Here is a 13,755-nt window from a genome sequence, read left to right as displayed (position 1 = left end):
CGTCGGCCTCTGCAAGGATGGAGCCATGGCAGCATACGTGGATGTCCTGATTGTTGGCGGCGGCATTGCCGGGCTCTCGCTTGCCGCGGAGCTGGCGCAGCATTGCACTGTGGCGTTGGTCGAGGCGGAGCAGGAGTTGGCGTACCACACGTCCTCCCGCTCCGCCCGGCAACTCATCCCCAGCTACGGTCCGCCGGTGGTCCAGGAGCTGACTCGGGACACCCTCGCGCTGATCGCAGCCGACGACGCCGAGAGCCAGCACCCCGTCCTGACCCCGCGAAGTTTCATGCTGATCGGCACCGAAGCCGGGGTCGCAGCCCACGGCAGTGACCAAATGGAGCCCGTGACCATCGACGAGGCCCTCAGGCTCTGCCCGGCGCTGCTGCTGGACAGTTTTGCGGCGGCTGGCCTGGACACGGGGTCCTTCGGCTGCGACGCGCCCCTGCTGCTTGAACGCCACCGTCATGTCGCCCTGGCTGCGGGAGCCGAGATCTTCACGGGCGCAAGGGTGCACTCGGCGCAGCGCCTCGGGTCCGGCTGGCGGGTTGGCGCTGGCGTGGACGGCTTCGACGCCACTGTCGTGGTCAACGCTGCAGGCGCGTGGGCGGACGAACTGGCGGTCATCAGCGGCGTGGAGAAGCTCGGGCTGCAACCGTACCGGCGCACCGCGGCGATTGCCGCCGTCGACCATCCGCTGCCTGCCCAAAGCCCGATGGTGGCCGCGGCAGATGATTCCTTCTACTTCCGGCCCGACGGCGGTGACGTCCTCATTTCGCCGTCGGAAACCGTCCCCAGCGGACCAGAAGACGCCAAGCCAAGGGCCGGGGACGTCGAGCGTCTGGTGGACCGGCTCAACAACGTCACGGTCCTGGGCATCACCGGTGTCCGCCGTGCTTGGACCGGGCTGCGCACTGAAGCGGCAGACGGCATACCGGTGGCCGGATTCGACGCAGAAGCAACCGGGTTCTACTGGCTCGCCGGCCAAGGAGGCTATGGATTCCAGACGTCAGCCGCCATGGCCCAGCTCGCCGCCGGGCAGATCCGCGCTCACCTCAGCGGCGAGTCACGTCCGGAATCCCAGACAACGTGCGCGCTGGCCGCCACCCGGTGGTCCAACCGACGCTGAAGAATGGAAATCATGAGTACCCTGATCACCAACATCGCCGAACTGATGACGCAGGATCTGGAGCACCGGGTCCTCCGCGACGCAGCGGTAGTGATCGACGGCGAACGCATTGCCTGGCTGGGGCCAGCGGCACAGGCGCCCGCGGCGGATGACGTGCTCGACGTCGGCGGGCGGGCCGTTTTGCCGGGCTGGGTCGACTCGCACACGCACCTGGTCTTTGCCGGCGACCGGACAGCCGAATTCGAGGCCAGGATGGCGGGGGAGTCCTATGCTGCTGGCGGGATCGCCGTCACCACGGAGGCCACCCGCGCTACTGGTGACTTCGACCTAACCCGGCTGGCCCTGGGCAGGGTGGCGGAGGCCACCTCACAGGGGACCACCTACCTGGAAACCAAAACTGGCTACGGGCTCGATGTTGAGCAAGAAGCCAGGAGCGCCCGCATCGCCTCGACCGTGGCGGACCAGGTGACATTCCTGGGCGCCCACCTGGTCCCCGCCGACATTGACCCGGAAGCGTATACGGACATGGTGTGCGGGCCCATGCTCAGCGCGGCCCTGCCGTATGTGCAGTGGGCAGACGTTTTCTGCGAAGTGGGTGCCTTCACCGAATCCCAGGCCCGCCGCGTTCTGCTGGCCTGCCGGGATGCCGGCCTGGGCCTCCGCGTCCATGGCAACCAGTTGGGCTTCGGTCCGGGAGTGCAACTGGCCGTTGAGGTCGGCGCCGCCAGCGTTGACCACATCAACTATCTCGCCGCCGACGACATTGCGGCGCTCGCCGGAACGTGGTCGGACTGGGACGCCTCGGCTGGGACCGGGTCCCGCGGCACCGTGGCCACCTGCCTGCCCGCCTGCGACCTCTCCACCAGGCAACCACTGGCGCCCGCCCGGGACCTTCTGGATGCTGGCGTCCCCGTGGCGCTGGCCTCCAACTGCAATCCGGGCACGTCGTTCACTAGTTCCATGGCGTTCTGCGTGACCACTGCCGTGCTGCAGATGGGACTCAGTGTGCACGAGGCTGTCCGGGCGGCGACGTACGGTGGCGCGCTGGCACTGCATAGGGATACCGGCAGCGATTACGACGGCGGCCGCGCAGTCGGGTCGCTCGCCGTCGGGCATCGCGCCGATCTGCACGTCCTGAACGCACCGTCGGCAACGCACCTGGCCTATCGCCCCGGGATGCCGCTCACCCACGCCGTCTGGCGCGCGGGCGTCAAGGTGAGATGACCGGCCTGTGAGCGCATATGATCGTAATGATCAAAAGAAGTCATTCATGGGTGATGACTGAGCGTTTGGAGGCACCGTATGACTCGCACTGATCGCCTGACGGCCATCCTGGATCTCTTGGCCGAATCGGGGCAGGTGGAGGTCGAGGAAATCGTCACCAAACTCGCGGTCTCGCCAGCCACAGCCCGGCGGGATCTGGACAGCCTCGCTAAACGCCGGCTCCTCACCCGGACCCGCGGCGGCGCAACCACAGGGGCATTGGCGTACGACCTTCCCGGGCGCTACAACCGCGACGATCACGGCCATGCCAAAGAACAGATCGCGCAAGCTGCCTCCGACCTGGTGTGGCCCGGCGCCGTGATCGGCCTCTGCGGCGGCACCACCAGTACCGCGTTGGCGCAGATCCTGGCCACCCGCGAAGACTTGAATGCGCACGCCAACCAACACACCTTGACGGTGGTCACCAACGCCATCAACATTGCAGGCCAGTTAGCCGTTCGGCCCAACATCAAGGTCATGGTCACCGGCGGGATCCTGAACCCGAGGTCCTACGAACTGGTGGGCCCCTACACGGACATCATCATGCAGAAGGTCGTGCTGGACATCGCCTTCATTGGCGTCAACGGGATCGACCCGGAGGTGGGCCCCACCAACACCGGCGAGGGCGAGGCGTCGGTGAACGCGCTGCTCGCCAGCCGGGCCCGTTGCTCCTATGTGTTGGCCGACTCGTCAAAGGTTAGGGTCCGCGCGTTCGCCACCATGGACGGCTACAACTTCACCCACCTGATCACCGACGCAGGCATCTCGGCAGCAGACAAAGCCGCCTTTGAAGCCAACGGGACCGAGGTCATGGTGGCTCCGGCCTGAGTCCGTGCTGGCCAGCATCAGGCCAGATCCAGAAACTGCAGGCAAGATGGGTACATGCTCGCTCCCTCCCGCCGCCGGTTGCGGCTCGAAGTCTGGATTGTTCTAGGGCTCTCTTTGGGTCAATCCGCTGTTTATTCGGTGGTGCAACTCCTCGACAAGCTATCCCGTGCGCCGCTGGTGGAGGGCACCTCAACCCTGAACAGTTCGCAAAGCTCGCGTGAGTATTTCGACCTGACGTACCAGTTGCTGGACATTGTCTTCGCCCTGGTTCCCGTATTGCTGGTCATCTACCTCCTGACAGATCAGCGGCAGCCGGCTGAGCTGACGGCGCGTGGATCTGGGCCCGCTCCGGCGTCTCGGTCCGCTTTCGCCAAAATTGGCCTGACCTTCGACAGGCCCGGGAAGGATGCCCTGCAAGGCTTGGGCCTGGCCGCGCTGATCGGCGTCCCCTCGCTGGGACTCTACGCAGTGGGTCGCGCGCTGGGCATCACCACCGCCATCATCCCCAGCGCCCTGGACGCCTACTGGTGGACAGTGCCGGTGCTCATCCTTTCGGCCATCCGGCATGGGATTGTCGAGGAAGTCATTGTGGTGGGCTACCTGCTGAACCGGTTCGGCAAATTTGGCTGGAGTGTTCCTGCTGCCATCGCCGTCAGCGCAGTGCTGCGCGGCAGCTATCACCTGTACCAGGGGTTCGGGCCGTTCATCGGCAACGTGGTCATGGGCATCGTGTTCGGCTGGATCTACACCCGCACCAAGCGAGTGATGCCGCTGGTCATTGCCCATGCACTGCTGGACATCGTCGCCTTTGTTGGCTTCAGCCTGTTTGGAAAGGCAGTTGGCCTGGGGTGAGGTACTGGGTTACTGGCTGAGTCGCTGGGCTTTTTGTCTGGAGTGCCGGGCTGCCGAAGGGGCTGCCACGCTCACCAGATGGCGGCCAACTGCGCCGCCAGGTCCATGCCCTGTTGGTAGCCACCCTCCGCTGCCCGGCGGCGAGTGGCCGGGTCAGCCGCGCTGGCGTTGAAGACGTCGCCCGCACGCTCATCAGGAAACACCGTCTCCACCCGGCTGCCACCAGAGCGTAGTTCCGCCACCTGGCTGGCCAGGTCCATGCCCCAGGACAGCGGCATGCGTGTTCTGCCGCCAAAAGGTGAGAGCACCAGGACCGTGCCGTAGCCTGCGGCGAGATCGGCGTTCTCGCTGCGCCGGTACCCGCCGCTGATGTAGCGGCGCCCACCTGCCTGGTACGGCGGGACGGTACTGGTGCTGGCTGCCACCGCATCCACCAACTCCACACCGCTATTCCGGTCCAGCGCTACCGGCTCGCCGGTGACGGCATCCACCACCGTGATGAGGATCCGCTGGCTGGGCCAGGTCGTGCTGGGCAGCCTTGCGGCAACGATCTCGCGCCAACGCGCCTGCCGCGGGTCCGCTGTGCCGACGCCGGACGCAGGGTCAGTAGCGCCGCCGTCGGGCCTGCCTTGGAACCCCAACGCCAACGCCGCGGCACCCATTCGGCGGCGCATGTCGCTGGCATCTGATGCGGCGGCGATAACGGCGTCAGTCCAGTCCAGGTAGCCCTGGGCCGATGCCGTGGGTGCCTGCCGCGCCATAGGTGAGCCGCCAGGTGCCCCAGAGCGCGCGGGCACCTCCGCGAAAATCGCGGCGTAGAGCTGGGCTGGCGGGATGCCGCAGGTGATCTGGGCGGCCACGGTGGAGCCGGCAGAAGTACCAACGATCAGCTCAGCTGAGGTGAGGTCCACGTGCGCCGTGGCCAGGCCGGCGATGAGTCCGAGCTGCCAGGCGTTGCCAGCGGCACCACCGCCGGCAAGGACCAGGGCGCGGTGATGGGCTGTTGCAGCCGGAAGGCCAGAAGATGGTGAAGTCATGGGAGTCGCCTTTGCGATGGTGCCAGTAACGACGCTCCCGGTTGCGACTATCTCAGTCGCGCGAATCGCGGACCGCGGGGGAGCGCCATGGTGGGTACTGCCGTCATGGGTCTCACCTCCTACTACTGGGTCACGATAGTCGACATGCTACTCGCGCACCGACGCGGCGGCAATTAAAAGGATTCGGCCCCCATCAGCACGTCACGCCTTTGTGGCGCGCTGAGGGAGGCCGAAGTAGTGCAGGCGCAAGCACCGTGGTGCTGGACCCTGGGGACCTTTAAAGGGTTACGGCTCCCGTGGCAGTCTCGAAGGTGACCGAGAGGATTCCTGGTGTGCCGTGGGGGGCCAACCAGTTGACGGCCACGTCCTCGAGCGGTTTCTCGACGGGTTCGCCCAGCCATTCGGTGACCCGCTCAGCGGAACCGGCAATGGTCAGGCTGCTCATCTTGACGCCACTTTCGTAGACGTTGGAAGGGTGCAAGGCGGGGTCGCCGTCCCACTTGAGCATGTAGGGAACCTGGGGATCGGCAATCAGGCCCAAGATGCCGATCTGCTTCCACATCAATTCCCGGCCGTCAGGGAACTTGCGGTTGCCGTTTACCGCGGCGCGTCCCAGACGTTCCTCGAACGGTCCCAGGTCATCCACCTCGACGCACCAGCCCATCCAGCCGCCCCCGGCTTCGGAGCGTGCGCGGACAGCCTGGCCGAACGGCGCTTTGTCCGAGGCAGGGTGTGCCAGGACTTCCACCACTTCGAGGTACTTGTGGCCGGCCAGGGGAATAATCATGTTTCGAGTTCCAAAGCGGGGGTGCACCCCGCCCTTGACGGCTTCCACGCCCAAGGCAGTGGCGATCCGTTCGGTGGTGGCCGCGAGGCCATCGTGTTCACAGGCGTAAGAGACGTGATCCATGCGCATGCCAACATCTTGACACTTTGTGATCCGGCTCTCAGCTAAGGCTAGCCTTACCCGGAATGCTGTGGTGATCGGATACTGTTCCCGCCGGCGACCCGGCTGCTGGAGACTATGTTCGTCACAATCATGGTGCCCTGACCTGCGGTGTTCCTACACTGTTCTCAGGTCATGAGCGTCAGCGATAAGCCCCGGCTCGCTGGCCGGCAACCCTCCAACCGCGGTGGGGTGCCCCGGGTGAAGACCTGGCTGTCCGGCACCGGCCGGATGGCAAGCGCGGCCCGTGCATGCTTCGGCACCGGGCCCAGTCATGAGGAGCCAGGACATGTCCAACGGATGGTCTTTCGAAACCCGCCAGATCCACGCAGGCCAGTCGCCCGATCCCGCCACCGGCGCCCGGGCACTGCCCATCTACCAGACCACGTCCTTCGTGTTCCCCAGCGCCGAAAGCGCTGCCAACCGATTCGCGCTGGCCGAACTGGCGCCGATCTACACGCGCATCGGCAACCCCACCCAGGACGCTGTGGAGCAGCGCATCGCCAGCCTGGAAGGAGGCCTTGCGGCCCTACTGCTCAGTTCGGGGCAGGCTGCCGAAACCTTCGCGGTCCTCAACATCGCGGAGGCCGGCGATCACATCGTGGCCAGCCCCAGCCTGTACGGCGGGACTTACAACCTGTTTGCGCACACCCTGAAGCGCTTCGGCATCACCGTCACGTTCGTCGCAGACCCGGACAACCTGGACCACTGGCGGGACGCCGTGCAGCCCAACACCAAGCTCTTCTTCGGCGAAGTCGTCTCCAACCCCCGCCAGGACGTCCTGGACATCGAGGGCATCTCCGCTGTGGCGCACGAAGCCGGCGTGCCGCTCATTGTAGACAACACCCTCTCCACCCCGTACCTGATCCGGCCGTTGGAGTGGGGCGCCGACATCGTGCTGCACTCGGCCACCAAGTACCTTGGCGGACACGGCTCGGCCATCGCCGGTGTGATCGTGGACTCGGGGAAGTTCGACTTCACCAAGGAGCCGGAGAAGTTCCCCGGCTTCAACACCCCGGACCCCACCTACAACGGCTTGGTTTACGGCCGGGACCTCGGCGCAGACGGCGCGCTGGGCGCCAACCTCTCCTACATCCTCAAGGCCCGCGTCCAGCTGCTGCGCGACCTGGGTTCCGCCGTCTCGCCCTTCAACGCGTTCCTGATCGCGCAGGGCCTCGAGACGCTCAGCCTGCGGGTTGAGCGTCACGTCTCCAACGCCGTCGAGGTGGCCCAATGGCTGGAGGCGCGGGACGACGTCGAATCCGTCGCCTACGCTGGCCTGCCGTCCAGCCCCTGGTTTGAGCGCGGCCGCAAGTACGGAACCAAGGGGACGGGCGCCGTCGTCGCGTTCAACCTGGCCGGTGGCGCCGAGGCCGGGCAGCGCTTCGTCGACGCCCTGGAACTGCACTCCCACGTCGCCAACATCGGTGACGTTCGATCCCTGGTCATCCACCCTGCCTCCACCACGCACAGCCAGCTCTCCGCTGAGCAGCAGGCCGTGGCTGGCGTGACGCCGGGGCTCGTGCGGCTCTCTGTCGGCCTGGAGCACATTGACGACATCCTTGCCGATCTGGAAGCCGGCTTCCGGGCAGCGAAGTCGGCACCTGGCGCCGCCGAGTAGGGGAACGACGACGGCGGCCCGGCCTTAGCAGCTTGGCGCGCGCAGGCGGTGGTCGGCAGGCCGGGGTAAGTCACAACCAGTCACACTCTTGGCTGCTTGAGGGGTGTTCTTCGTACACTCGATTGAGGTCATGAGTACCAGTGACAGCCCCGGCTTGCTGGTCGGCAACCCTCCATCCGCGGTGGGGTGCCCCGGGTGAGGACCTGGCCTGCCGGTCATTCGACGGTAGGCAAGCGCGTAGAAGAGGTCTTGTTGTGACAGTCACCGTAGCCCGTACCACCACCCCCCAGCATGGCGTGGTCCGCTACGCCGCCGTGGGCGCACTGAGCTGCGAAGCGGGGGGATACCTGCCGGACGTCACCCTCGCCTATGAAACGTGGGGGACACTCAACGAGGATGCCAGCAACGCGGTCTTGATCCAGCACGCCCTCACCGGAAGCACCCATGTGACCCGCGGCGATAGCGACGAGCCTGGCTGGTGGGAGGAGTTGGCTGGGCCTGGCGCACCGGTCGACACCGACCGATTCTTTGTGGTCTCCATCAATATTGTGGGTGGCTGCAACGGGTCGACAGGACCGTCTTCGGCTGCTCCGGATGGCCAGCCGTGGGGCTCACGTTTCCCGTTGGTAACGCTCCGCGACAGCACCGTGGCCGAGGCCCGGCTGGCTGACCTCCTGGGAATCCACAGCTGGTTTGCCGTCCTGGGCGGTTCCATGGGTGGGGCCCGCGCCCTCGAGTGGGCCATTACCTACCCGGAGCGTGTGCAGCGCTGCGCCGTCATTTCCATCGGAGCAGCCAGCACCGCCGAGCAGATTGCCTTCGCACAGGCCCAGACACTGGCCATCCGCCAGGACGTGAACTTCCAGGGCGGCGACTACTACGGCGGCGTCCAACCCCAGGACGGGCTGGCCTTGGCGCGGCGGATCGCGCACATTACCTACCGCTCCGCTGCTGAACTGGAGGGACGTTTCGGCCGGCTGGCGCAGGCGGCAGAAACCCCGCTCCGCAGCGAATCCTTGGCGCGCGGCCGCTATCAGGTGGAAAGTTACCTGGACCATCAAGGCAGCAAGCTGGTGCAGCGGTTCGATGCCAACAGCTACATCGCCTTGACGGAGGCGCTGATGAGTCACGACATCTCGCGCGGTCGGGGGACCTTGACCGAGGCGCTGGCCGTTTCCAACGCACAGTTCCTGGTTGCCGCCGTCGATTCTGACCGGCTCTACTTCCCGGCGCAGTCCTTCGAGTTGGCTGATGCGTTGCCCGGCGACGTGGGCGTGCACATCATCCAGGCGCCCATTGGGCATGACGGCTTCCTGACGGAGATCAGCCAACTGGGTGAGCAGCTCCGGACTTGGTTCGCGGCCTAGCTTGGCCTTTGGGGTGGCCGCTGCCCCGTCCTAAGCTTGTTCGCGGGTCAGAGCCTTGTAGCTTAGGTTTCGCCAACAAGCTTAGGAATGGTGCCGGTTCAGCCCTTCATGATCTCGCCGCGGCGGGACATGTACTCTTCCATGGACAGTTTTCCGTCCGTGTACTGCTGGTCCAACTCGGCCAGTTTCCGCGCCCGGAAACCTTGCGGGGCCGACGGCGGCGGGGGAGTTGACGGGGCTGCCGGCGGTTCCGGAGCAGGTCGCTGGGCGTCCGGCTGGGTGGGGAGGGGCTGGTTCGGGTACCCCTGGCCAGGATAGGACTGTCCCGGATACGGCTCGCCGGGCTGGCCCGGGAACTGCTGGCCCGGCTGGCTTGGAAACTGTTGGCCCGGGAACCCCTGGTAGGGAGCGGGCGGCTGGCCGAACTGGTTCGGTAGCGGCTGGGGGTTGTCGATGGGCTGGGGCGGGTCGAACTGCCGGAACCCGCCGCCGTAGTAGTCCTGCTGGGTGTAGCCGTCACGAGGCTGATTGCTCTGCGCTCCGGTGCTGCCGAACTGGTTGGGGTAGCGGCCCTGGAAGGTCTGGTCCTGGTTCCTCTTGGCCACGGACTTCCGGTACATCCGCATGCCCATGGGGATGAGGAAGGACAAGATGATGATCCAGAAAAACAGGTTGCTCACGGTGACGCGCCTCTCGAGTGTGTCATCCCAGTTTAGCGGGGGCACGTCCGGCAGGGGTTCGCTGGGAGCTAAGCCCGGCTGCCTGGGCTCCCCAGCGGACCCTCGCCGGATCCCAGGGGGGCGCCGGAACCGAAGACGGGTCCCGGCGTCGGCCGCTTGGCGGTGATGCCGTCCCCGGAGGACTGGTGACGGAGCCGCCGGATGACCCACGGGACGAAGTATTCCCGGGCCCAAACAAAGTCGCCGGAGCGGGCTTCGCGCCAGGTGCTGGGCGGGAGCGGCTTCGGGTGCAGGGGGTCCAGGGAGTGTTCCACGTTGAGCGAATCGAGGACCATGGCGGCGATGGTGTGGTGGCCCATCGGGGAGAAATGCAGCCGGTCCTGATCCCACATCTGTGGGTCGCTGAGCTGGCGGAGCGCCCACATATCGGCGATGACGGCGTCGTGCCGTGCAGCTACGGTGCGCAGGTTTTCGTTATAGATGGCCACCTTCGAACGGATCCGGCTCAGGACCGACGAGCCCGTATCTGGTCCGTTGAACAGCACCACAGTGGCGCCGTTCATGGCGAGGATCTGCACCACGGAGTCGAGCCTTTCGGCCAGGACATCGGGATCGCCCCCGGGCCGGATGAGATCGTTGCCGCCAGCTGAGAGGGTGACCAGGTCGGGCCGCAAGGCCAAGGCGGGAGCCAATTGCTGGTCCACGATCTGCTGCAGTAGCCGGCCACGGACGGCGAGGTTGGCGTAAGCGAAATCCTGCTGACCGCGGCCGAGTTCCTCTGCCACCCGATCGGCCCAGCCGCGGAAACCGCCGGGACTGGAAGGCTCGGGATCGCCGATACCCTCGGTGAAGGAGTCACCCAGGGCTACGTAGCGGGTCCAGGGGTGCGATCCGTGGGGGATGGTCGGGTTGGGGACGGCATTCGTGTCACTCACATTCCTATCCTGCCTGCTGTCGCGTCCACCGCGCCAACGAAAGTTGTTACTTTTGAGTAACTGCAAGAATAGAACCATGACTGACGCTTCCGTATTTCCAGCTCCCGTTGTCCTGTGGTCCCACCCCGAAAATGAGCGCGCCGGAAAGCCGCTCTTGGTGCTGCTGCACGGATATGGGGCCAACGAACAAGACCTCATGGGGTTGGCGGACATGCTGCCCGACGAGTTCGTGATCGCGTCCCTCCGAGCACCCATCCAGATGGGGCAAGGTTTCACCTGGTTCCCGTTGACGGCCTCGATCGACTACACGTTGGCCCGGGTCACCGACGCTTCGGCCTACGTGCAGGAGTGGTTGGATGCGGTTCGACCCAGCCACCCAACCGTCAGCCTCCTCGGGTTCTCGATGGGAATGGCCATGGCCACCACCTTGCTGCGCCAACGCCCCACGGACTATGCCGCCGTCGTCGGGCTGTCCGGATTTGCCGTGGACGCCGGTGACGACCCGTCCTTCCGCGACGCCGAACTGGACGGCACCTTCCCACTGTTCTGGGGCCGCGACCAGCAGGATCCGGTGATCACCGCCGACAAAATTGACTACACCATGGGCTGGGTCCGGCAGCACGTCAAGCTCACCAAGGTCCTCTATACGGGAATGTGGCACGGCATCAACCAGCAGGAAATCGGGCACGTCAGCGAATTCCTCACCCACGAAGTGCTCAAGAAATAGGACGTACGACGGCGGCCCGGCGGGGGTGTCGCGCAAACGACAGACGAGCGCCTGGCTCCGTTGGTTGTCAGCCGCGCCGTTCCTCTGTCCCTGTCTGCTCGCCGCTGCCCAGCGACGTGCTCATACTCCGCAACAGCCTGCGGGCGTGGGACTGATCTTCTGCCGTCATTCCGCTGAGCATTCTGACCTCGACGTTCCTGACGGCCGTTGTAGCTTTCTGCAGTTGCCGCCGTCCCTGCTGGGTGAGTTGGGTTGGCAGTACCTTGCCGACTGCTGCCTCGGCGGGGCGCGTGACAGAGCCTTCCCGTTCCAAGGCCTGCAGGAGCACGCTCATGGACTGCCGGGTGACAAATGTGCCCCGCGCCAACTCCGAATTGGACATGCCCGGACGCTGAGCGAGCAGCTCCAGGCAGGAGTAGTGCGTCACGGTCATCCCCAAAGGGCGGAGCGCCGCCTCCATGGCGGAGCGCAAGGCGCTGGACACCTCCTTGAGCAGGTAGCCCAGCGAAGTTTCGAGGTCGACACCGTCTTGACTCATGTCAATATTCTGACATAATCTAATTTGTGTCAGATAACTGACATCAACTTGGAGGTTCCCATGCCCGTGACTGGCCCCGATTTCATCTCACTTCAGGCCCACAACCTTGCTGCGTCCCAAGCCTTTTACGAAAAGTACCTCGGGCTGGTGCGCTCCCCGCAAGGCCCGCCGCACGCCGTCGTATTTCAGACCGCACCGATCGCCTTTGCGCTCCGGGATGTAGTGCTGGGGACGGATCTAGACTCAGTGTCCCAGCCCGGTATCGGGTCTGCGATCTGGCTGCACGCCACCGATGTCCAAGCGATCCACGATGCCCTTGCTGCCGATGGTCACATCATCACGTCAGCGCCCGTTGACGGCCCGTTCGGCCGGACCTTCACGTTCGCCGACCCGGATGGTTATCACATCACCCTGCACGACCGGGCGTAGGGGCCGCCTAGTTGGTGCGGTCCGTAAACCGCGACCCAGGCGCCGAAGCATTCGCCTCAGCTCCCGGCCGCCGCCACCCGGACGGTCTGGCCGTTGACGGTGATGGTGTCACCGTGGTGAAGTTGGCGGCCGCGGCGATCGTCGATCTCGCCGTTCACCTTGACCATGCCGTTCTTGATGAGCTCGGCTGCTTCCACGCCGTCCTCCACCAGGTTGGCGAGCTTCAGGAGCTGGCCCAACCGGATCATGCTGTCACGGATGGGGACGTCTTCTACACGGTTGCTCATACAGTAATAATGCCTGACGTAAGGTGGTTTCAATGACCTCCTCTCCCCGTTTATCGCCTCTGGTCGGCCTGCCGCTCGCTGTTGGTGCCGGCTTGGCCATTCCCGTCCAGGCGCGGATCAACGGTGCCCTGGGTGCGCGCCTCAACGACGGAATCGCCGCCGCCGTCGTGAGCTTCTCGGCTGGCCTTGTGGTGATGATTCTGGTGTCCATCATGTTGCCCCGTGGCCGAGCTGGCCTGGCAGGCATCGTGCCAGCCATCCGCCGTCGTGCGTTCCCGCGGATTTACCTCCTCGCCGGTGCGATCGGCGCCGTATTCGTCTTCGCGCAATCGTTCACTGTTGGCCTCCTTGGCGTGGCCTTGTTCACCGTAGCCACCGTGACCGGGCAGACGGTCAGCGGCCTGCTGGTGGACCGATTGGGAATTGGGCCCGCCGGGCGCAAGGCCGTCACCGGCATCCGCGTGCTGGGCTGCGTCCTGACCATCGCCGCCGTCGTTTTCGCCGTGTCGCCGCGCTTTTCAGCAGGGGGAGCGGCCGACGGCGGGATGGCAAGTCTGTTGCTGCCCCTCCTTTTGCCGGTGGTCGCCGGGTTCCTGACGAGTTTTCAGCAGGCTATGAACGGCACCGCCACCGTTCATTACGGCACCCCCATCACCGCCACGCTGGTCAACTTTGTGATGGGCACGTCAGTCCTGTGGATCGCCTACGCCGTCAAGGTCGCTGTGGCCGGGGCGGGTAATCCGTTGCCAGGGGACTGGTGGCTGTACCTGGGCGGGCCCATGGGCTGCGTCTTCATTGGCCTCGGTGCACTGCTGGTCCGCAGCCTGGGTGTCCTCATCACGGGCCTTGGTATGATTGCCGGCCAACTCCTGGGTTCGCTGGGCCTGGACCTGGTGTTCCCCGCGCCGGGAACAGCGGTGGCGCTGGCCACAGTGGTGGGCACGGTCCTGACACTCGGTGCCATTATTCTGGCCACATTGCCCTGGCCCAGAGGCGCCGTGCGAGGCTCTGGCCGGTAGGCTGTTGCACGCAGCATTTCGCAGGAGATACTGCACGCATCCCGCCCGGCAGTCCGTGGTGTCCACCCTGGGCACCGTGGCCCCGAAAACCCAAGGACCG

15 protein-coding genes and 2 riboswitches are annotated in these 13,755 nt (G+C 65.6%); of the genes, 9 read left to right on the top strand and 6 right to left on the bottom strand.

Going from position 1 to position 13,755, the window contains the following annotated elements:
• Window positions 1-25 precede the first annotated feature (25 nt).
• From PSET11_RS11845 to PSET11_RS11830, 4 genes are all read left to right on the top strand, one after another.
• The gene (locus PSET11_RS11845; RefSeq protein ID WP_124092526.1) at window positions 26-1,126 is read left to right on the top strand and encodes an NAD(P)/FAD-dependent oxidoreductase; all 1,101 of its coding nucleotides are present in this window, start codon (window positions 26-28) and stop codon (window positions 1,124-1,126) included.
• A gap of 12 nt (window positions 1,127-1,138) precedes the next feature.
• Window positions 1,139-2,350, top strand: coding sequence for an amidohydrolase family protein (locus tag PSET11_RS11840; protein ID WP_124092525.1), 1,212 nt, complete (start codon window positions 1,139-1,141; stop codon window positions 2,348-2,350).
• A 78-nt stretch (window positions 2,351-2,428) separates the two neighbouring features.
• Complete coding sequence (locus PSET11_RS11835; RefSeq protein WP_124092524.1) at window positions 2,429-3,217, top strand: DeoR/GlpR family DNA-binding transcription regulator; 789 nt, start codon at window positions 2,429-2,431, stop codon at window positions 3,215-3,217.
• A 54-nt stretch (window positions 3,218-3,271) separates the two neighbouring features.
• Window positions 3,272-4,069 (top strand): CPBP family intramembrane glutamic endopeptidase, encoded by a 798-nt coding sequence (locus tag PSET11_RS11830; RefSeq protein WP_124092523.1) that lies wholly within the window; start codon window positions 3,272-3,274, stop codon window positions 4,067-4,069.
• Between the two features lie 71 nt (window positions 4,070-4,140).
• On the opposite strand, the gene PSET11_RS11825 is transcribed toward PSET11_RS11830, so the two are convergent.
• On the bottom strand, window positions 4,141-5,106 hold the full coding sequence (locus PSET11_RS11825) for a patatin-like phospholipase family protein (protein WP_124092522.1): 966 nt from the start codon (window positions 5,104-5,106) through the stop codon (window positions 4,141-4,143).
• A gap of 277 nt (window positions 5,107-5,383) precedes the next feature.
• Window positions 5,384-6,022 carry a VOC family protein gene (locus PSET11_RS11820; protein WP_124092521.1) on the bottom strand — a complete coding sequence of 213 codons (639 nt, stop codon included), beginning with the start codon at window positions 6,020-6,022 and terminating at the stop codon, window positions 5,384-5,386.
• A gap of 161 nt (window positions 6,023-6,183) precedes the next feature.
• Window positions 6,184-6,299: riboswitch (SAM riboswitch) on the top strand.
• Between the two features lie 42 nt (window positions 6,300-6,341).
• Here PSET11_RS11820 and PSET11_RS11815 point away from each other — a divergent pair.
• Together PSET11_RS11815 and metX are read left to right on the top strand one after the other, a co-directional pair.
• Complete coding sequence (locus tag PSET11_RS11815) at window positions 6,342-7,673, top strand: bifunctional o-acetylhomoserine/o-acetylserine sulfhydrylase (protein WP_124092520.1); 1,332 nt, start codon at window positions 6,342-6,344, stop codon at window positions 7,671-7,673.
• Between the two features lie 126 nt (window positions 7,674-7,799).
• A riboswitch (SAM riboswitch) is annotated at window positions 7,800-7,915 on the top strand.
• A gap of 12 nt (window positions 7,916-7,927) precedes the next feature.
• Window positions 7,928-9,040 carry a homoserine O-acetyltransferase MetX gene (gene metX / locus PSET11_RS11810; RefSeq protein WP_124092519.1) on the top strand — a complete coding sequence of 371 codons (1,113 nt, stop codon included), beginning with the start codon at window positions 7,928-7,930 and terminating at the stop codon, window positions 9,038-9,040.
• A gap of 98 nt (window positions 9,041-9,138) precedes the next feature.
• Here the strand turns inward: metX and PSET11_RS11805 are convergent, their stop codons facing one another.
• Both PSET11_RS11805 and PSET11_RS11800 read right to left on the bottom strand, forming a co-directional pair.
• Window positions 9,139-9,720: a hypothetical protein gene (locus PSET11_RS11805; RefSeq protein ID WP_124092518.1), complete on the bottom strand. Its 582-nt coding sequence runs from the start codon at window positions 9,718-9,720 to the stop codon at window positions 9,139-9,141.
• Window positions 9,721-9,788: 68 nt separating this feature from the next.
• On the bottom strand, window positions 9,789-10,655 hold the full coding sequence (locus PSET11_RS11800) for an SGNH/GDSL hydrolase family protein (protein WP_124092517.1): 867 nt from the start codon (window positions 10,653-10,655) through the stop codon (window positions 9,789-9,791).
• Window positions 10,656-10,731: 76 nt separating this feature from the next.
• Here PSET11_RS11800 and PSET11_RS11795 point away from each other — a divergent pair, with 76 nt between their 5' ends.
• Window positions 10,732-11,382 (top strand): alpha/beta hydrolase, encoded by a 651-nt coding sequence (locus PSET11_RS11795; protein ID WP_124092516.1) that lies wholly within the window; start codon window positions 10,732-10,734, stop codon window positions 11,380-11,382.
• A 67-nt stretch (window positions 11,383-11,449) separates the two neighbouring features.
• Here PSET11_RS11795 and PSET11_RS11790 read toward each other — a convergent pair whose 3' ends face one another.
• Entirely contained in the window at window positions 11,450-11,920 is a 471-nt protein-coding gene (locus PSET11_RS11790) for a MarR family winged helix-turn-helix transcriptional regulator (protein ID WP_124092515.1), read from the bottom strand.
• Window positions 11,921-11,980: 60 nt separating this feature from the next.
• Between PSET11_RS11790 and PSET11_RS11785 the strand changes: the two genes are divergently transcribed.
• Window positions 11,981-12,349: a VOC family protein gene (locus tag PSET11_RS11785; protein WP_124092514.1), complete on the top strand. Its 369-nt coding sequence runs from the start codon at window positions 11,981-11,983 to the stop codon at window positions 12,347-12,349.
• 56 nt (window positions 12,350-12,405) lie between these two features.
• Here PSET11_RS11785 and PSET11_RS11780 read toward each other — a convergent pair whose 3' ends face one another.
• The gene (locus tag PSET11_RS11780) at window positions 12,406-12,636 is read right to left on the bottom strand and encodes an RNA-binding S4 domain-containing protein (RefSeq protein ID WP_124092513.1); all 231 of its coding nucleotides are present in this window, start codon (window positions 12,634-12,636) and stop codon (window positions 12,406-12,408) included.
• A 32-nt stretch (window positions 12,637-12,668) separates the two neighbouring features.
• On the opposite strand from PSET11_RS11780, the gene PSET11_RS11775 reads away from it, so the two are divergent.
• Entirely contained in the window at window positions 12,669-13,655 is a 987-nt protein-coding gene (locus PSET11_RS11775; protein ID WP_124092512.1) for a DMT family transporter, read from the top strand.
• Window positions 13,656-13,755 lie beyond the last annotated feature (100 nt).

This window comes from Arthrobacter ulcerisalmonis, from assembly GCF_900609065.1.
In the GTDB taxonomy this organism is placed as follows: domain Bacteria; phylum Actinomycetota; class Actinomycetes; order Actinomycetales; family Micrococcaceae; genus Arthrobacter; species Arthrobacter ulcerisalmonis.
Note: the sequence above shows the minus strand (reverse complement) of the source record. Positions and strands in the feature narration are given on the sequence as shown.